This is a genomic window from Bacillus nitratireducens (assembly GCF_036320425.1).
Classification (GTDB): domain Bacteria; phylum Bacillota; class Bacilli; order Bacillales; family Bacillaceae_G; genus Bacillus_A; species Bacillus_A nitratireducens.
The window spans coordinates 20,340-40,739 of sequence record NZ_JAUMJO010000001.1 but is presented as its reverse complement, the minus strand read 5'-3'; the positions used below and the strand labels follow the sequence as shown (position 1 = coordinate 40,739).

The 20,400-nt window shown below is 35.0% G+C and carries 17 protein-coding genes; 15 read left to right on the top strand and 2 right to left on the bottom strand.

What is annotated here, in order from left to right:
- The first annotated feature begins 276 nt into the window (after positions 1 to 276).
- The 13 genes from gntK to Q3V31_RS00165 all read left to right on the top strand — a co-directional run bounded on the left by gntK (position 277) and on the right by Q3V31_RS00165 (position 15,858).
- Positions 277 to 1,815: a gluconokinase gene (gene gntK, locus Q3V31_RS00225; RefSeq protein ID WP_000450019.1), complete on the top strand. Its 1,539-nt coding sequence runs from the start codon at positions 277 to 279 to the stop codon at positions 1,813 to 1,815.
- Between the two features lie 14 nt (positions 1,816 to 1,829).
- Positions 1,830 to 3,179: a GntP family permease gene (locus Q3V31_RS00220; protein WP_000260210.1), complete on the top strand. Its 1,350-nt coding sequence runs from the start codon at positions 1,830 to 1,832 to the stop codon at positions 3,177 to 3,179.
- Positions 3,180 to 3,197: 18 nt separating this feature from the next.
- Positions 3,198 to 4,094, top strand: coding sequence for a phosphogluconate dehydrogenase (NAD(+)-dependent, decarboxylating) (gene gnd, locus Q3V31_RS00215; protein WP_000765986.1), 897 nt, complete (start codon positions 3,198 to 3,200; stop codon positions 4,092 to 4,094).
- A gap of 153 nt (positions 4,095 to 4,247) precedes the next feature.
- Positions 4,248 to 4,784, top strand: coding sequence for an NADPH-dependent FMN reductase (locus Q3V31_RS00210; RefSeq protein ID WP_000780365.1), 537 nt, complete (start codon positions 4,248 to 4,250; stop codon positions 4,782 to 4,784).
- A gap of 1 nt (position 4,785) precedes the next feature.
- Positions 4,786 to 6,015 carry an MFS transporter gene (locus Q3V31_RS00205; protein WP_000097152.1) on the top strand — a complete coding sequence of 410 codons (1,230 nt, stop codon included), beginning with the start codon at positions 4,786 to 4,788 and terminating at the stop codon, positions 6,013 to 6,015.
- A gap of 63 nt (positions 6,016 to 6,078) precedes the next feature.
- The gene (locus Q3V31_RS00200; RefSeq protein WP_001045787.1) at positions 6,079 to 6,636 is read left to right on the top strand and encodes a YdcF family protein; all 558 of its coding nucleotides are present in this window, start codon (positions 6,079 to 6,081) and stop codon (positions 6,634 to 6,636) included.
- Between the two features lie 104 nt (positions 6,637 to 6,740).
- Positions 6,741 to 7,688, top strand: coding sequence for an ABC transporter ATP-binding protein (locus Q3V31_RS00195; protein WP_000614087.1), 948 nt, complete (start codon positions 6,741 to 6,743; stop codon positions 7,686 to 7,688).
- A 3-nt stretch (positions 7,689 to 7,691) separates the two neighbouring features.
- Positions 7,692 to 9,203 (top strand): ABC transporter permease/substrate-binding protein, encoded by a 1,512-nt coding sequence (locus tag Q3V31_RS00190; protein WP_071734101.1) that lies wholly within the window; start codon positions 7,692 to 7,694, stop codon positions 9,201 to 9,203.
- Between the two features lie 213 nt (positions 9,204 to 9,416).
- Positions 9,417 to 10,844 carry a basic amino acid/polyamine antiporter gene (locus tag Q3V31_RS00185; RefSeq protein ID WP_000129456.1) on the top strand — a complete coding sequence of 476 codons (1,428 nt, stop codon included), beginning with the start codon at positions 9,417 to 9,419 and terminating at the stop codon, positions 10,842 to 10,844.
- Positions 10,845 to 10,920: 76 nt separating this feature from the next.
- Positions 10,921 to 11,181, top strand: coding sequence for a hypothetical protein (locus Q3V31_RS00180; RefSeq protein ID WP_000504036.1), 261 nt, complete (start codon positions 10,921 to 10,923; stop codon positions 11,179 to 11,181).
- A gap of 106 nt (positions 11,182 to 11,287) precedes the next feature.
- Positions 11,288 to 13,105 carry an AAA family ATPase gene (locus Q3V31_RS00175; protein WP_071734103.1) on the top strand — a complete coding sequence of 606 codons (1,818 nt, stop codon included), beginning with the start codon at positions 11,288 to 11,290 and terminating at the stop codon, positions 13,103 to 13,105.
- On the top strand, positions 13,095 to 14,945 hold the full coding sequence (locus Q3V31_RS00170) for a hypothetical protein (protein ID WP_071734105.1): 1,851 nt from the start codon (positions 13,095 to 13,097) through the stop codon (positions 14,943 to 14,945). Before Q3V31_RS00175 ends, Q3V31_RS00170 begins: the two co-directional genes overlap by 11 nt.
- A 316-nt stretch (positions 14,946 to 15,261) precedes the next feature.
- Positions 15,262 to 15,858, top strand: coding sequence for a hypothetical protein (locus tag Q3V31_RS00165; protein ID WP_000487800.1), 597 nt, complete (start codon positions 15,262 to 15,264; stop codon positions 15,856 to 15,858).
- A gap of 100 nt (positions 15,859 to 15,958) precedes the next feature.
- On the opposite strand, the gene Q3V31_RS00160 is transcribed toward Q3V31_RS00165, so the two are convergent.
- Positions 15,959 to 16,444 (bottom strand): polar chromosome segregation protein, encoded by a 486-nt coding sequence (locus Q3V31_RS00160; protein WP_000456025.1) that lies wholly within the window; start codon positions 16,442 to 16,444, stop codon positions 15,959 to 15,961.
- A gap of 363 nt (positions 16,445 to 16,807) precedes the next feature.
- Between Q3V31_RS00160 and Q3V31_RS00155 the strand changes: the two genes are divergently transcribed.
- Complete coding sequence (locus Q3V31_RS00155; protein WP_000356242.1) at positions 16,808 to 18,163, top strand: hemolysin family protein; 1,356 nt, start codon at positions 16,808 to 16,810, stop codon at positions 18,161 to 18,163.
- Between the two features lie 144 nt (positions 18,164 to 18,307).
- Entirely contained in the window at positions 18,308 to 19,732 is a 1,425-nt protein-coding gene (locus tag Q3V31_RS00150) for an aldehyde dehydrogenase family protein (RefSeq protein WP_033670142.1), read from the top strand.
- 120 nt (positions 19,733 to 19,852) lie between these two features.
- Here the strand turns inward: Q3V31_RS00150 and Q3V31_RS00145 are convergent, their stop codons facing one another.
- Positions 19,853 to 20,245: a YueI family protein gene (locus tag Q3V31_RS00145; protein WP_000247573.1), complete on the bottom strand. Its 393-nt coding sequence runs from the start codon at positions 20,243 to 20,245 to the stop codon at positions 19,853 to 19,855.
- Positions 20,246 to 20,400: the final 155 nt, after the last annotated feature.

Below are 20,400 nucleotides of genomic sequence, written 5' to 3'. Positions count from 1 at the left end.
AACGCCCTTTTCATGCAAATGAGTAGCAAGTATGGAAGGACCAAATATGCGTTGTTAATGAGAGAAAAAGAGTGTGTTGCGTAAGGAATATAAGGTAACTTTACCGCAAGAAAAAGCTAAATTTAGTATGTAGGTGAAATGGAATGAGGGGATTTATTTTTCGTTATGAAAAAAATTTTCTTTTCATAACTTGATTTATGAAAAAATATTTTATATACTAATTCATGTAAACGGTTTACTAGATCGTATTTTGCTAGAAACGAAGGGAAGATTCGCATGGAAACAAGGGGGAGAGTAATCGGGATTGATATCGGTACCACAAGTACAAAAACGGTTGTGTTCACAGAAAAAGGAAAAGTCGTTGCTTCACATGCAGTTGATTATCCAATTATTCAACCGAACGTCGGATGGGCTGAGCAAGATCCTGATGTAATATGTGCTGCTGTATATAAAACTGTAAGCGTTGCCATTGAAAAGAGTAATGTGTCACCAGAGGATATTTCTTCAATCGGTATTAGTACAGCAATGCACGCCTTAATTGCAGTAGATGAAAACGGTGCGCCGTTAACGCGCTCTATTATTTGGGCAGATAATAGAAGCACAAAGCAATCAGAAAAACTATTACAACAAATGAATGGTCATGACATTTATAGAAGAACTGGTACACCGATTCATCCGATGTCACCACTTTCTAAATTACTGTGGATGAAAGAAGAAGAAACGGAGTTATTCAGAACTGCTTATAAATTTATTTCCATTAAAGAGTATGTCATTTATCAATTATTCTCACGCTATGTAGTTGATCATTCAATTGCATCAGCTACTGGGTTATTTAATTTAGAAACATTAAACTGGGATGAAGATGTTTTAACTATGTTAAATATGTCACCAGAACAATTATCAACACCTGTACCAACTACATATATTTTATCGGGAATGAAACCGGAATTAGCACAAAAGATGGGCATTCATGAAGATACTCCAGTTGTTATTGGTGCGAGTGATGGTGTTCTTGCAAATGTAGGTGTTGGTGCAATATCGCCTGGTTCAGCTGCAATTACGATTGGAACAAGTGGTGCAGTTCGAACAATTTCATCAAATGTCAATACAGATGAAAAGGGAAGAACGTTTTGTTACGCATTAACAGATGAGCACTGGGTTATCGGTGGGCCAACGAATAACGGCGGAATATTACTGAGATGGTTACGTGATGAATTTGGTAGCCCAGAGCAAGAAGTTGCAAAGAAGCTTGGGATTGATCCTTATGATTTATTAATTAAGTATGCAGAAAGTGTACCAGCTGGAGCAGATGGATTGCTATTTTTACCGTTTCTATCTGGAGAACGTGCACCCTATTGGAATGCAAATGCTCGTGGTACATTCTTCGGAATTAACCTTCAGCATAAACGTGAACATTTCATACGTGCTGTCATGGAAGGAGTTTGTATGAGTGTGTATTCAGTTGCACTTGCCATTCGTGATTGTACGGGGCCACTTACTGAAATACGTGTTTCAGGAGGCTTTGCAAAGTCTGCATTTTGGAGACAAATGTTATCTGACATGATGGGGAAAGAATTGCTTGTTCCAGAAAGTCATGAAGCATCTGCGCTTGGGGCAGCGGCACTTGCTTTGTATGCAATTGGGAAAATTGATTCTCTTGAAGAGGTGAAGGATTGGATTGATATTGTCCATCACCATGTACCGAATAAAGAAAATACGGCTTTATATTTAGAGATGTTTTATATGTATGAACGACTTTACAATCGTTTGAAAGAAGAATTTGATTGTATAGCTGCTTTCCAACGTAAACAATAGGGGGATTGGGAGAAATGGTAGTTGGGATTGTACTAGCGGCTGTTGTCATATTACTTTTACTAATTACGGTAGTAAAATGGCATCCATTTGTCGCGTTAATTTTAACAGCAATTGGTGTAGGGCTAGCGATGGGGATGCCCTTAATTGGAACTTCACCACAACATCCGGGGATTATCGATTCTATTAAATTAGGTCTTGGTAATACGTTAGGGTTTTTGGCGATTGTTTTAGCTTTAGGAACAATGCTTGGAAAAATGATGGCTGAGTCTGGCGGTGCTGAACGAATTGCAAACACATTAATTGGACGTTTTGGGAAAAAGCGTGTTCACTGGGCAATGATGTTCGTTGCATTTTTAGTAGGGATTCCGGTGTTTTTCCAAGTTGGATTTGTACTATTAATTCCGTTAGTATTTACAATTGCGTTAGAAACAGGGGTATCACTTATTACAATCGGAATTCCGCTAGTAGCAGGTCTGTCGGTTGTACACGGACTTGTTCCACCGCATCCAGCAGCAATGGCAGCGGTAGGTATATTTAAAGCAGATGTAGGGAAGACAATTTTATATGCATTAATTGTCGGACTTCCAACTGCAATAATTTCAGGTCCGCTTTATGGGAAATGGATCGGTGCTCGTATACATAAAGAAGTACCATTAGAAATAGCGGAGCAATTTATTGAAAGAGATAAGAAGAAGGAACTTCCTAGTTTCGGAAATACATTGTTTACTATTTTACTTCCAGTATTCCTTATGCTTGGTGCATCCATTGCGGAAGTAGCGTTAAGCAAAACGAGTCAACTTGCACAAGTATTGCACTTTATTGGAGATCCAATAGTCGCATTATTAATTGCAACGATATATTCTTTCTTTAGTCTTGGCTATGCAAAAGGATTTTCTAAAGACAAAGTCTTACAATTTACAAACGATTGCTTAGGGCCGATTGCAAACATACTGTTAGTTATCGGTGCAGGCGGCGCATTTAATAAAGTGTTATTAGATTCTGGGATCGGAACTACAATTGCGGAGATGGCGAAAGAATCGCATATTTCACCGATATTATTAGGTTGGGGAATTGCTGCACTTATCCGAGTTGCAACGGGATCGGCTACTGTTTCTATGATGACAGCAGCTGGAATTGTAGCACCGATTGCAGCAAGTACACCAGGAGTAAATGTAGAGTTACTGGCACTTGCAACAGGAGCAGGGTCATTAATATTATCGCATGTAAATGATTCTGGATTTTGGATGATTAAAGAGTATTTCGGAATGACTGTGAAAGAAACATTATTAACATGGACCGCAATGGAGACAATATTATCTGTTGTAGCACTTGGATTAATTTCGTTATTAAATATATTTGTATAGAATGGGAGATTGATTAATATGAAACTAGGTTTAATTGGATTAGGAAAAATGGGATTCCCATTAGCGGAACACTTACATGAAGATAAGCATGAAGTAGTTGTATACGATGTAAATAAAGAGCTTGTTGAAAAGGCAGGAAAATTAGGGATTACTGCTCGTCATACATTAAAAGAAATGATCTCTGAATTAGAAGCGCCTCGTACAATTTGGGTAATGGTACCTGCAGGAGAAGTTGTTGAGTCAGTACTAAAAGATGTATATCCATTATTAGAGGAAGGCGATATCGTTATTGAAGGTGGAAATTCATTCTATAAGGATACGTTACGCCGTGCTGAAGAAGCGAAAAGCTTTGGCTTACATTATGTAGATATCGGTACATCAGGCGGTGTAGAAGGAGCTAGATACGGCGCTTGCTTAATGGTTGGTGGAGAAAAAGAAATTTATGATCAATTAGAACCTTTATTTAAAGATTTAGCAGTAGAAAATGGTTATTCATATGCAGGCCGCGTCGGTAGTGGGCATTTCTTAAAAATGGTTCATAACGGTATTGAATACGGAATGATGCAAGCAATCGCTGAAGGATTTGAAGTACTGGATAAAAGTGATTTTGATTTCAATTATGAAGATGTTGCAAAAGTATGGGCGAACGGATCAGTTATCCGTGGTTGGTTAATGGACTTAACTGAAAAAGCATTTGCAGATGATCCAAAACTTGATGGCATTAAAGGTGTAATGAACTCTTCAGGAGAAGGGAAATGGACTGTTGAAACTGCGCTTGAATTACAAGCAGCGGCACCAGTTATCGCTATGTCATTATTTATGCGCTACCGTTCACAAGAAGATGATACATTCCACGGAAAAGTGGTTTCTGCACTTCGTAATCAATTCGGTGGACATGAGGTTGTGAAAAAATAGGAAATATTAGTTTTGTGAAACTCATACGAAAGTATGAGTTTTTTTTATTTCTCATACTATTTAATGAAAGTTTTTCCCTCTTTTTACTGTGTTTTGTATAGAAATTTCTGATAATATATAAATATAACTTGAAAACAAAGGGGAGAAATAATTATGAAACTAGTCGTAATTAACGGTACACCAAGAAAATTCGGTAGAACTCGCGTTGTGGCAAAATATATTGCAGAGCAATTTGAAGGGGAGTTATACGATTTAGCAGTAGCGGAATTGCCTTTATATAATGGAGAAGAATCACAACGTGAATTAGAGGCAGTAAAAAAATTAAAAGCTTTAGTGAAAGCTGCGGATGGAGTAGTACTATGTACACCAGAATATCATAACGCGATGAGCGGAGCGCTGAAAAATTCGTTAGACTACTTAAGTAGCAGTGAATTCATCCATAAACCTGTCGCATTGCTAGCAGTTGCTGGAGGAGGTAAAGGGGGAATAAACGCATTAAATAGTATGCGCATTGTCGCTAGAGGCGTTTACGCAAATGCAATCCCAAAACAAATAGTACTTGATGGATTACATGTGCAAGATGGTGAACTGGGAGAAGATGCAAAACCATTGATTCATGATTTAGTTAAAGAATTAAAAGCATATATGAGCGTATATAAAGAGGTGAAAAAACAACTAGGAGTTGAGTGATATGTCCTCTCTTTATCATGATTCTCGCTTGTACTACATTTTAGGAGCCAATAGTTTATCTGCTATTGGCTCTGGGATTGTTATGATTACGATTCCGTGGCTATTGATTAAGGAAAGTGGGGGAGAGACAACGTTTGGGTATATTTCTATCGTTGCAACTCTCATCATGTTTTTACTAACACCATTCATTGGGCAAAGCATAGATCGTTTTTCAAGAAAATCTTTATTGTTATGTAACGAAGGTATCGGGATAGCCATTATAGGAATGATGGCTATTTGGGGATTTGCTGGGCAATCATACAATTCTATTCATTACATTATTATTTATATAGCAGGTTCTTTCTATTATCTATTATTCTATCCCACAATATTTGCATTTAACCAAGAAATATTTCAATCAGAGCATTATAAAAGTTTAAGTGGCACGATGGAAATACAAGGACAATTAACGCAAGTTATTTCAGGTGCAGCTGCTAGTTTTTTAATTGAGATTATTTCTCTGAAATGGATCTTGTTAGTGGATATGTTAACTTTTGCAGGAGCATTTTTCCTGTTCTTATGTATACCATATGTAAAGAAAAAAGAAGTAAAAGGGAAAGTAACCTTTAAGAAGCAATTGTTCGAAGGAATTCACTTTATGAAAAAGCGCCCTAAGTTATTTTGGTTTTTACTAGCGACTTATATGCCGTTTATCGGTGTCATGATGGCAAATTATTTAATCCCAGTATATATTTCAGATATACTCAAAGCTAGTGCCTCTGTATACGCAATTGAAGGTATGATGTACGGTGTCGGAGCGGTTCTTGCAGGAATAAGTATTCCAATCATGATGAAATATGTCAAAACAGAAGTTTCAATCGTTATGACGATGTTCATTTATGTAATTTCAATTACCGCAATGATTATTGAGCCTTCCATTATGTTATTATATGGACTTGCGATTTTTCATGCGATTGGAAATGCTGGAACGAGAGTGGCGAGAAATGTATTGATGATGGAAGAAATCCCAAATGAAGTAATGGGACGTGTGGACAGCTTATTTCGATTAATTGGTACAGGAATTCGAATTGTATTATTAATGTTGTTTACGGCAGGCGTATCTAAGGCAGGGGTGATGATCCCGTTTTACGCACTAAGCTTTATATTGATCCTATCATTAGGGATTGCTTTTTATTATGTAATTTCAAAACGTAAAATGGAAGCGAATGTGTCTAATAAATCCATCGTTTAAAAAACACTTCTTACTCCCTTTCTTTTTCTATATAATAAAAAGAAAGGGAGTGCTAACTTATTTATGAACAAATGGATATTACTTATAATCTTATTACTACCGCCACTATACATTATTTATATGACGTTTCGAATGAATAAAGTTGCTCGTGAAACATTGAGTAATCACTCTCCATACGTTCTTATATTAGGTGCAAAGTTATTTGGAGATAGACCGTCTTTATCACTTCAAAACCGTTTGGATGTAGCGTTGGAATATTTATATTCTCACCCTGAAGTAAAAGTAATTGTTTCAGGTGGTCAAGGGGAAGATGAAGATATACCGGAAGCTCACAGTATGAGAAACTATTTAATGGTACATGGTATAGATGAGAGTCGTATTTTAATGGAAGACCGTTCGACAAATACGTATGAAAATTTAAAGTTTAGTATGGATTTATTTGATGTAAAACATGCGGTAGTTGTCAGTAATACGTATCATTTATATCGAACGAAAATAATTGCAAGGCGTTTAGGAATGAAGATGGAGGCATTAGCTGCAGAAACACCAATGCGTTCTAAGAGAAAAATGTATGTGCGTGAATATGCTGCTATTATGAAAACAATATTGTTCGACCGTTAGAGCTCAAATGTGAGCTCTTTTTTATATAGAAATAATGCGTATCATTTGAAATGAATTCCATATTCCATCAAAATAAAGGAAACAACAATAAAGGAGTTGTATTTGTGATTCAATTTAATCATGTGTCCAAATCGTATGAAGATGGCACAAAAGCAGTGGATTCATTGCATTTAGAAATTAAAAAAGGAGAATTTTTTGTTCTCATTGGTCCGAGTGGTTGCGGGAAAACAACGACAATGAAGATGATCAATCGTTTAATTGAAACGACAGAAGGTTCAATTTTAATCGATGGAAAAGATATTCAACAATATAATATAAATGAATTACGTTGGAATATAGGATACGTGTTGCAGCAGATTGCGCTGTTTCCACATATGACAATTGCTGAAAATATTGCAGTTGTCCCTGAAATGAGAAAATGGACCAAAAAGGAAATAAAAGCACGTGTCGATGACTTGCTACAGATGGTTGGGCTCGATCCAGATGTATATCGTGATCGTATGCCAGATGAATTGTCGGGAGGGCAGAAACAACGTGTTGGTGTCGTACGGGCATTAGCCGCAAACCCGAAAATTGTACTTATGGACGAACCATTTAGTGCGTTAGATCCGTTAAGTAGGGAGCAGCTCCAGAAGGATATCGTACAACTGCAAAAAAAGATTCAAAAAACAATCGTGTTCGTAACGCATGATATGCAAGAGGCTTTATCACTTGGTGATCGTATTTGTGTAATGAAAGAAGGAAAAGTTGTTCAATTAGATACACCAGAAGGAATTATACATAACCCGAAAAATGAGTTTGTAGAGGAGTTCATTGGAAATCGTGGACGACCTTGGTATGAGGGGAAGAGTATAGAAGAGGTATTGCCGCTAGACGAGGGTATACGAGTTGAAGGGAATGCTTTATCTTTACATTCGTCATTACAAGAAGCACTAGTCCGCTTACAAACTGAAGAGTCAGTGCCGGTTGAAGAGCATGGTCAATATGTTGGAGCATTAACAAGTCATCATATTGTCAATTACATTGTTGAACAAATGAAGGAAAGAGGCTAAACAGTGACTGATTTTATTCAAACGTTCCAAGAACGAAAAGTAGAATTGCTAAGTGCATTAAGTGAGCATTTACAAATATCGCTTATTTCACTATTTTTTGCAGTAATTATTGCGGTGCCTCTTGGCATTATATTAACAAGAAAAGAACGGATGGCTGAATTTATAATAGGGACTTCTGCTGTTATGCAGACAGTGCCCTCACTTGCTTTACTTGGACTATTAATTCCGTTAGTAGGAATTGGAAAACTGCCAGCTATAATCGCATTAGTTGTGTATGCACTATTACCTATTTTACGAAATACATATACAGGAATACGGGAATTAGATGAATCACTTATAGAAGCGGCGAGAGCTATGGGGATGAATAGCTGGAAAAGATTATGGAAGGTAGAGCTTCCGCTCGCATTGCCAATTATTATGGCTGGTATTCGTACAGCAATGGTATTAATTGTTGGAACAGCTACATTAGCTGCTTTAATAGGCGCTGGTGGGCTCGGTAAGCTCATATTATTAGGCATAGATCGAAATGACCATGCGCTTATCATTTTAGGGGCCGTACCAGCCGCGTTACTCGCTTTATTCTTTGATATAGTACTTCGCATACTTGAGAGCCCGAAACGCTCTTCTAAGCGCGTTATATTGACGATATGTATAGTTGTAGTAATGATAGCTGCTCCATTTCTTTGGAATACCCAAAAGAAAGATATTGTTATTGCCGGTAAACTAGGATCAGAACCTGAAATATTAATTCAAATGTACAAGCAACTTATTGAACAGGATACAGATTTACAAGTGGAATTAAAACCGGGACTTGGAAAAACAGCATTTGTATTTGAAGCGTTAAAATCAGGTGAAGTAGATATATACCCAGAATTTTCAGGTACAGCTTTATCTACTTTCGTGAAAGAAGAACCGAAAAGTACAAATCGTGATGAAGTATATGAACAAGCTCGTATTGGAATGGAAAACAAATATAATATGGTTATGTTAAAACCAATGGAGTATAACAATACATATTCACTAGCCATGCCGAAAAAAATAGCAGATCAAAATAACATAAATACAATTTCTGATTTAGGAAAAATTGCACAGGAAGCTAAAGTAGGATTTACATTAGAATTTGCTGATCGTGAAGATGGTTATAAAGGAATGCAAAAATTATATAACTATAAGTTTTCAAATGTTAAAACGATGGAACCGAAACTGCGCTATAGTGCAATACAATCGGGGGATGTTAACGTAATCGATGCATATTCAACAGATAGTGAATTGGAGCAATATGGGCTTAAAGTGCTAAAAGATGATAAAGGACTATTCCCGCCTTATCAAGGAGCACCATTATTAAGAAAAGAGACGTTACAGAAATATCCTGAACTCGAAAAAGTATTAAATAAATTATCTGGAAAGATTACAGATGAAGAAATGAGAAAAATGAATTATGAAGTAAACGTAAAAGGTAAAAGTAGCGAAGAAGTCGCAAAACAATTTTTACAAAAAAAGAAGTTACTTCGTTAATTTTACAATAAATATACAATTTTATATGTATGAAATGACCGTTTATTACAAAATGAACGGTTTTTTCGTGCATACTTATACATTTTTTCAAAAAAGTATTCCATTTTTCTTCATTTTCTTTTAGAATAAGTAATGTTTTCCTGAAAAAATATAAGAGAAACGTCTATTAGAGAAAAAGGTGACTTTAATAGTTGAACGAACATAACACCTAGAATGACAGATGGGGTGGTACAAATAGAAAAGAAGTTAGGATTTTTTCCGTTAATCGCATTAGTAGTTGGAACGATGGTTGGTGGCGGTGTTTTTAGTTTACCGCATGATTTAGCAGTAGGAGCAAATAGTGGTGCAACGATAATTGGTTGGTGTATTACAGCAATGGGAATGATTCCACTCGCGCTCGTATATCAAACGTTAGCAAGACAAAAACCGGAGCTTGAGGGCGGAATTTATAGTTATGCACGAGCTGGATTCGGTGAATATATTGGTTTTAACAGTGCTTGGGGATACTGGCTAGCAGGTATTTTAGGAAATGTTGCAACAATTATGTTACTGTTTAGTACATTAGGTTACTTCTTCCCAATTTTTAAAGGTGGAAATAATGTTGCGTCAATCGTAGGTGCATCACTTTTATTATGGACACTTCATTTTCTTATCTTATTTGGAATCCGTGAAGCTTCCATTATGAATGTTATCGCAACGATTGGGAAATTAGTTCCGATCTTACTATTTATTGTCGTGATGGTAACAGCGTTTCGCTGGGATACATTTACACATGACTTTTGGGGCGAAGGAACTATCTCAGTTTCCTCTGTACTAGGTCAAGTGAAAAATACAATGCTTGTAACCCTTTGGGTGTTCATTGGGGTTGAAGGAGCAGTTGTATTATCAGGAAGAGCTAAAAATAGCAGGGACGTTGGAAAAGCGACAGTACTTGGACTTATTTTAGTAATGTCTATTTATATTTTAATTTCTGTTCTGTCAATGGGAGCAATGACACGAGGAGAACTTTCCGTTTTAGAAACTCCTTCAATGGGACATGTATTAGAACATGTTGTTGGGCCATGGGGTGCAATGGCAATTAATATTGGATTAGTTGCGTCACTTGTAGGTACATTAATTGGCTGGTTTTTACTTGTTTCTGAAATTTCTCACGTAGCAGGAAAAGACGGCGTGTTTCCGAAAGTCTTTACGAAAACAAATAAGAAACAAACGCCGCATATGGCATTGTGGATTTCAAATATCGTTGCCCAAACTATATTTATAATCGTTCTGTTTTCACAATCGACATATCAAATTATGTATTTTATTGCGTCAACATCTATATTACTGCCGTACTTATTATCAGCGTTATATCAATTGAAATTAGTCATTACGAAAGAGCTGGAAGTTGCGAGAGTGAAGAATGGTTTGTTAGCATTAATTGCTTCTGTATATTCTGTATGGCTCATTTACGCAGCTGGTTTAAAGAATTTACTGCTTGTTTCAATCGTATATGGTATTGGGATTCTCGTGTATATGTTTGCAAGAAAAGAAAAAGGGAATCGTTGTTTTGCAGGTAAAGAGCGATATGTGATGTGGGCGATTGTTATTGCCGCTATTACATCACTTTATATGCTTGTGACAGGAAATATAAAAATGTAAAAGTCCTTTTCATTTAAAGGGCTTTTTTCTTTGGTTAGAGAATATTTAATACATAAGATATTCAGGAGGGATGAAAATGGGAGAAAAAGAACAGTTGTCTAGAATAATGGAGTTAGCTAGTGATTTAAGGAAAGTACTGGTGCAAGAATCTTTTTTTAATCATCATCCTGAACTACGAGGAGTGATTGAAAATTTAGCGAGTTCTGTAGAGAATTTGGCGGAGTTGCAGCAAAATAAAGATGAAAATGCCGAAGATAGATTGCGGTACGTGCTTGCTAAAATGAAAATCGCTCATAATGCCATTTTGCAAGAGAAAAAAGCATTTCCTTCTCATTAATATACGTTTTATTTTTGAACCTGACGGATGACGTCAGGTTTTTTATTTCTAGTTTTAGATTGTAGTTCATACACTAAGAATAGTATGAAAAAAGAAGGTGACTACGTTGAAATTACATAAAGCTCTTCATCCAAGTTTTATAAAACGAATGTATTATATGAGGTTTATTGGAACGTTTGCTAAAGCGGAGGGAGAGAAGAATGGAGAAAATTTCTTTGTACAATGCCTTTCTCCATTACCCTTAACTTTACAAGAGTTATTTCCGGCTGGAAAATATTTATTTGAAGGATTATGCAGTAATAAAAAAAATGAAAAAATCTTTACTGATTTAAAGAAGCGTAAATTAGAAAAGCAATTAGTTATGTTTCGTCTTTATTATGATCGAGGAAATTTATTTTTGGAATTAATATGTACAGAAGAGCCTAGGGAGATAGCATCTTCATATAAATTGATTCCTTCACCAAAGGTCTCGAATTATAAAAAGAGAGCGTCTTTGGAACGGAAGTTAAGCAACGGTTATTTATCATTTCTTATGCCTAAATTACCAAAAGACTTTGAGCCTCCAGAATTATTATGGTATGAAGGAAGACTATATGGGAATTTATCGTTAAAATCATCAATAAGTTCAATTTCATATTTTGAGCAAAGAAAAGAATGCAAATATATTGAAATAAACGATTGGATGAAACATATAGAAATAGCGGTAGATGATCATTTATATTTTGTAAGTGAGAATGTGTATGAGCAACTAAATAAACGAATTGTTGAAGAAGGTAAGTTAGTTGAAGCAGAGGATATTAAAATGCAAAAGGAGGACTGGGAATGGGATGAGCGTGAATCCTCTTTTTTGCAGTATGTACAAAGTATGGTTCGTAAAAAAGGACTATATTTGGATGATACAGATATATATAATTTTCACATTAGTGTTAAAACCAATATGTTAACGATTGTTGGTGGTATACCAGGTGTTGGTAAATCACGCTTTGTGCAAGCATATGCAGAAGCACTTGGGTTACGTTATGGTGAAGAATTAATTTGGATTCCAATTTCACCATCGTATCAAGAACCACATGATATTCTCGGCTACCTTCATCCGAATGGTAATTTTATTGAAAGTGAAACGAAGTTAGTTCGGACATTGCTGCAGGCTAAAGAAAACCCAAATCAATTGTATATAATTGTGTTTGATGAAATGAACATGTCACATATTGAGCATTGGTTTACTCCATTTCTATCCGTTCTTCAACTTGAAAAGCAAAATCGTATTTTGAATTTGTATGAGAAAGTACAAGAAATAGAAAATCAAATTCCGCCTTCAGTGGAAATTGGTGAGAATGTTATTTTCGTAGGCACTGTAAATTTTGATGAAACGACGAAAGAACTTTCCGATCGATTATTAGATCGAACAAATTTGATTACGTTACAAAAAATTCCGTTTTGCGAGATGAGTATAGAACAAGAGAAAGTAGTTCAGCAACCTCCGCTGAAAGTAACAACGGGAGAATTTCGAATTAATTGGTTTAGGAATAAAGAGATGATTGAAGTGTTTACTGAAGAGGAATTAGAGTTATTGGATAAGTTACATGATGTATTATCATCACACGATACATCAAAAGGAATTTCTTTCCGATGTGCAAACGCAATCGCTACGTATTTGCAAAATATACCGTTCCAAAATAATCAGTCCTATATGATTAGCAGGGAAGAAGGCTTTGACTTGCAAATAAAGCAACGCGTATTAACGAAATTAAGGGGGACAGAAATGACAGTGGGCTCTCTACTTTCTGAAGAAGCAAAAAGGGGAGCGATATTGATACCACTTTTACAGTCTCCGCTTGCAAATCGTGTATCTACATTTGAACATTCTTTAGCTTATATAAGACAAAAGCGTAGAGAACTGGAGCTGTATGGATATGCAAAATGAGGAGCGTTATGAAACAGCAATCGTCGATACGAAAGAAACGCTCCCGTTTGTATTGAAGCTAATCATTGGTACTGAGGGGAAAGGCGATTTTATCCTTTTAAATCGCCTTTGTACGTCTACTACAGCATTAGTTCAATGTATTTATAAGGTACAGGAATTAAAACCACTGAAATTGCATTTCCATTATCAAAATCCAATGGATATTACATTCATATGGAATAAAGTATATGAGGGACAAAAGAATATAAAAGAATCACAATATGAATTAAATGAAAAAAAACAAAGAGTATTAGTGTATGAACATGGAAAAACTGAATTTTTTTATCCGTGGCGCTGTGGCTTATATCATTTTGAAGTGCGTATAGAAGATAAAACTTATTATGGGGCGTTTCAAGTTGTTCCTAAAAACTTTTTTGATGACCAATTTGAAATGATTCAAGATTATGTGAAGTCAATTTTAAACGAGTTAATTTTAGATAGAGGTTATTACAAGAAAACTTTCTCAGCACTGAGCGATATTGAAGATTCTTCTTATTTGGTATTGTTAAGAAAATTGCCACAAAAAATGAAAAGAATAAAACAAATTTTTAAGAAAGTAGAATCGAATGCGGAATTTGTACACGAATTTAATTGGGAAACGAAAGAGCGGAAGACAACGAGAAAAGCTGCCATTATGACAGAAAGAAAGCTTTATGCGAAATATTACAACCGTAAATTTAAGGAGAAAAAAAATAGTATTGAAAATGCATTCCTTAAATTTAAAACAATGCAATTCTATTATTATTTACTTGAAGCAGAAAGTTTTGTACGTAAAACGATTGAAATACTAGAAGGAGAAAAGAAGAAAAAGTCAGACGAATTTCAAGCTGTTAAAACAATTATGAAAACGATTGAACGAAATGGATCCGTCACGGACAGAGAAAAACAAAAATATAGAAATCTACATTTACTGAAAGAAGCAGATTTACGTAAAAGTTCTGTGAAAATACAAGAATATAAAATATTAGCTCATATCGTACATGAAAGCGTGCAATACTTTCGAAATTTATTGTATTCTCCATTTTGGAGGGAAGTTTCTGAAACAGCTAACATTAATTCGCACACTTTATCTATACCACATCAACAATTACTCCATCATTTAGAATTGTTACCGCAGCAAACGGAGCAATCCCCATCTTTATTATTCGTATATAAACCAACGTTTTTAGTGTATGAGTATTACGCTTTTTTTATCGTTATTTCTATATTAGAACAAATCGGATTTGAAGATAAGAATCCTATCCGTGAACAAATACAAGAACATTTTTATTTAGACGGATTACAAGATGGAACGACAGTTATCTTGCATAGAGATAATATAAAAGTACACGTCGCATTTAATGATCTAATTGAAACACATCCCCTTATTGCACTTAGCAAAGGAAGTAATTTTTATAATGGAGAAGACACAAAGAAGCCAGATATACGTCTAGATTGTTATGTAAAGGAAGAAGAGGAGTACGTATATAAATCATCTATAATTATTGAAGTGAAATATAGCCCTATGTATAATATTTTTCAACCTATTGGTAATACGAAAGCGACGGAGCAAATGTATAAATACTGGTCTATTAAGTATGTAGAAGAACAAAGTGGAAAACGAGTTTTTCATCGTAGGGCAATTTATGAAGTGATTTGTGTATATCCAGGGAGTCATATGCATAGTAAAAAAATAGAATCTGGTTGTGGTGTGTTTTTACAATTATATCCGTATAAGACGAAACAAGGAGAAGAGAAGTTGGCGGGAAAGCACGGGATGATTCAAATTTTTGAAAAATGGTTAAAAAGCAATAAAATGTAAAAGAAATCCTTTTTATAAAGGATTTCTTTATGTTAAGAAGAATTATATGCCATAAGGAAAGAGGCATAACATGGGTCGAATTTGAAATGATAATCATCTTTCATTAGAGAAATTAACTTTCTTTGTATGTACGATTGTATAAGAAAGTAAGAAATGGTACATACGGGGGAACAGAGTGTGAAATAGGAATTTAATTCAATTTGCAGAATATAATAAGACGTAAATATTTTTAGTTGCATACGAAGATTTGTTCTTATATGATAGTAAGTGAAAGCGTTATCAAAAAACAGAGCGGCGATGGGAAAGGCGGGTAAATATGTTCCAGCGTGTTCAAACAAAGGAAGAACATTTTTGGTTCGAGCAACTGTGGGGAGATTTTTGTGAAGAAAGAAATTTAATGTTTGTAGAACGTAATTTAAATCCATCACGATTTTTATTAATAGAAGATGAACATCATATTGGTACAGTAGAATGTATTAAGTATACAGTACCTGAACAATCAAATTCGGAGTTTTTCTATCCGTTTTCTAAAAATGATTTAGTGAAAGATTTGAAAAATGTATATGAAATAGGAAAGTTAAGCATTGCGAAAACGTCTCGGGGGAGAGGACATTTCAAAAGGCTGGCAGCTATTTTATTTATGCATGCGCTAGAGACGAAAGCTGAATGGTATATTGCAGCAGTTACAAAAAGAATGTATATGTATTTACTTACACTCGGTTTTCCAATTGAGCCGATAGATAATCCATTCCAGTTTCATGATACTTTACAAGGTGTACCAGTACGGATCCATGCTCGAAAAGGGGCTACACATTTGTATTCTTTGAAAGAATTCCGTGATATTATTCAAGGGAATGCTCATGCGCAGGCACTTATTGCAGAATACAGTAAAAATATTATGTTAACAAAATAAAAATATATGAATATGTATATATGAAGAAGGGTGTCATGTTACAGCCTTCTTTCTTCATACAAAAAGTAGACCCTTATTCTTGTAATAAGGGTCTACAATTTTATAGTCCAAATATACTAAAAATCATTTTGCGGCGCTTAGGTTTCTTTTCTCTTTCATATGTTGGTTTTGAATCAGGAGTAATATATATTGGTTCTTCTTTTTTTAAGGCAGCTTCTAGTTTTTGAATCCGCTCTAACATTTCCTCCATTTCACGGCGATGTTGTAAAAGTTGGTATGTAACGACATCATTTGCTTTATCTAGCATTTGTTCTTCCATTCGATCTAGTCTTCTCGTAATTGAATTTAATTGAGCTGCTAATTGCTCAAAATCATTTGATGATGTTGTTTGAGTAGGTTGAACGTTGTGAGGTTGGTCTGCTTGAGAACGATGGTATTCTAACATTTGATCTAAATCACCTTGTGTGAAAATAAAATGACCATATTTATTTTTTTCTATCGTAAGATTTAATTGTTGTGCAATCCGGACAACAGCCTTTGGGCTAACACCTAATTTCTTCGCGATAAATGGTGTTTTATATTCCAAAATAATCCCTCCTATATATATCCTGTTGAATGATTTCTAGTTATGTAGTAAGTTCCCTTCAGGTGTGACAAAAGAAGTGTGGAATCGGCAAAGAAAGTGTTTTTTCACGAAATTGAGCTGTTTAGCATATACGATTTATATAAATTATTTTTATTTATCGAAAAATTGAGATTATTATAGTTTGACGATAATAAGTTAATTAGATTATCATAATTATAAATATCTTTTTTATGTATGCATATAATATATAAAAAGGTGGTTGCTAATGTAGAATTTTATTAGAGTATAAGAATGCTTACTTCACTTGAATAAATTTAAGTAGGAGGTGGCTTCCTTGCTTACACTGTAAGTAAGGAAAAGTATTTGGACATATATAGTATAAGTATAGTGATTGTTTTAATTGCCTTGACGGCATTTTTCGTTGCAGCAGAATTTGCAATTGTTAAAGTGAGGAGTTCACGAATTGACTATTTAATTGCAGAAGGAAATAATCGTGCGATATCTGTCAAAACAGTCATTACAAACTTAGACGAATATTTATCAGCTTGTCAGTTAGGAATAACTGTTACAGCTCTTGGGATTGGGTGGTCTGGTAAACCGGCGCTAAAGCACATGTTTGATGTGTTGTTTGCTAATTGGAATGTCCCCACTCAACTCGCAGATATTTTGGCTATAGTTTTAGTGTTTTTGTTTATCACATTTTTTCATGTGGTAGTAGGGGAGCTAGCTCCAAAAACATTCGCGATTCAAAAAGCAGAACAAGTGAGTTTCTTTGTTGCTAAGCCACTCATTTTGTTTTATCGTATTGCATTCCCATTCATTTGGATTTTAAATGGATCAGCGCGGCTAATTACGAAATTTTTTGGGTTGAAACCACCAAAAAAGCATGACGAAGTGCATTCAGAAGAAGAATTGCGGTTGTTGGTTTCAGAAAGTTATAAAAACGGTGAGATTAATCAATCTGAATATAAGTATGTAAATAAAATATTTGAATTTGACGATCGTATTGCGAAAGAAATAATGGTACCACGAACAGAAATGAATATTTTAAATAAAGAAATGCCTGCCGAAGAGGCTTTACAAAAAATGTCTCATGAAAAATACACGAGGTATCCGGTGGTTGATGGTGATAAGGACCATGTAATAGGCTTTGTGAATTTTAAAGATATATTTACAGATTTTGTGAAGCATCGAGTTGTTAGTGAAAAGACAGTCGAGCAATATATTAGGCCAATTATTCTAGTAATTGAATCTATCCCCATTCATGATCTATTTTTAAAAATGCAAAGGGAAAGGACGCATATTGCTATATTGATTGATGAATATGGTGGTACATCAGGTCTTGTAACCGTTGAAGATATTTTAGAAGAGATTGTAGGGGATATTCAAGATGAGTTCGATACTGATGAACAACCAGAAATCCAACAAGTTAGTGAGACGAAAACAATTTTAGAAGGAAAAGTACTTGTTAGTGAAGTGAATGCATTATTAGGTTTGACTATTGACGACGATGATGTCGATACGATCGGCGGCTGGATACTAACCAAAAATATTGAGATCGCCGAAGGAGATACCATTGAAATTGAAAACTACAAGTTTTGTGTGAAGGAATTAGATGGGCACTATATTAAGAGGTTGGAAGTAACGAAACCTTCAGAATCGATTGTTATTGTGGGGGATGAAAAAAAGATTTCGCTCCAAGAACAAATTAGTTCATAAACTCTGCTTTGTAGCAGAGTTTTTTTTGAGCAAAATGTTTTTGGGGGTGTTAGGGCTATGATACAATTACATAAGTTAGACCTTTCACTAGGTGAAGTAAATGCAATGTATTATTGTATATATATATTCGGAAGGAGAACCACTATGAAAAAGCATTTATATATAAATGGGGTATGGAAATCAGTAGGGACGTATAAACCATTGTATGCACCATATTCTGAAGAAATATTAGCGGAGATTGCGCAAGGTACAGAAGATGACGTAAAGGAAGCAATAGTTTCGGCTAAAAATGCAATGAAAGAAATGAAAAAATTATCTTCATACGATCGCGCAACTATTTTAGAAAAGGTTGCACAAAAAATGGATGAGAAAAGAGAAGAGTTTGCAGTGATTATTGCAAAAGAAGCTGCAAAACCAATTCGTGCTGCACGGGGAGAAGTAGATCGCACTGTTCAAACATATAAGTTTGCAGCTGAAGAAGCGAAGCGAATATATGGTGAGACGTTACCATTAGATGCGGCACCAGGAGCAGAGGGCCGTATAGCGTATACAATTCGACAACCAATCGGAGTTATTGGTGCTATTACACCGTTTAATTTTCCACTTAATTTAGTAGCACATAAAGTAGGTCCGGCAATTGCGGCTGGAAATACTATAGTGCTAAAGCCAGCCGACCAAACGCCACTTTCGTCATATGCATTGGTGGAATTATTTGAAGAAGCTGGTTTACCAAAGGGAGCTTTCAATATAATTTCTGGACCTGGACCTGTTGTAGGTGAGGCATTAGTAAAAGATGAGAACGTTGCTTGTATTACTTTTACAGGAAGTCCAAAAGTAGGTATTGGAATTAAGCAAAAAGCTGGATTGAAACGAGTGACGTTAGAATTAGGATCAAATGCTGCTGTTATCATTGATGAAGACGTTGAATTGACAGACGAAATAATTGAACGTGTAACATGGGGCGCGTTTGTGAATAATGGACAAGTTTGTATTTCTGTACAACGTGTTTTTGTACATGAATGCAAAATAGATGAGTTTATTACAAAATTAACAAAAGCAATGGAAAACGTTGTAGTAGGAGACCCGCTTCATGAAGAAACAGATGTATCAGCACTTATTTCAAAAAAAGATGTAGAACGTGTAAGTTCATGGGTAGAAGAGGCAGTTAAGGCAGGAGCAAATGTTGTATACGGTGGTAACAAACGTGATGCAAGGATCTTTGAACCAACTGTATTAACAAATGTTCCAGAGTATGTATCTGTTCAGTGCCAAGAAGTATTTGGTCCACTTATGACAGTAAATACATTTAAAGAATTTGATGAGGCTTTAGAACAAGTAAATAATTCACGTTATGGATTACAAGCAGGTGTATTTACAAACAATCTATGTAAAGCAATGCGTGCCATTGATGAATTAGAAGTCGGTGGTGTCATGATTAATGATATTCCAACGTTCAGAGTAGATCATATGCCTTATGGTGGTGTGAAAGAAAGCGGAACTGGACGTGAAGGAATTAAATATGCAATAGAAGAAATGACAGAAATGAAATTAGTGTGTATTAAAAAATAAAGTGGATTGAGCTTAAACATCGCAATAAAAAACGAGCAGGAAATGTTTACGATTCCATACTCGTTTTTTATTGTTTGTTTTACGTTTCACGGAACGATTTCATTTAAGTAAGTGTACCTTTTACTTCATTTCTTGTTTGAAAATAGCATCTTCTACATAAATTTGTTCTTTATCTACAGCAGTGCTATGAGATAGTACTAAACCGATTGGTGTTTCAATACCTTTATTTTGAACAATTGTAAAAGGAACATTTTTTTCATTTGCTAATTTAATGTATTTTGATAAATGTGGGTAAGCAATGCTACCATTTAGGAATATTTGTAATGATTGAGAAGAGCGCATGCTACTAGCTACTTCAGAATATACATTACTTTGCATTACTTGACCGATTGTTAAAGCGATTTCTACACGCTCACGTAATGTAGTTAAATACATATTACGTTCTTCTGGTTTGTTTTGCTTTTGGCCATATATGCCTTCTTGGAGATAATCTTCCACATTTTTATTTACCATATTTTTCACACCTTTCAATTCTTATTGTACGCAAGAATTAAAAAGGATGCAAAAAAAAGTAGTTTTGAACAGAAAAATAATTAAAAAATGAGAAAGAAAAAGAGATATATGAATAAAACTTATTTAATAAGAAAGGAAAAATAAATTTTATCAAC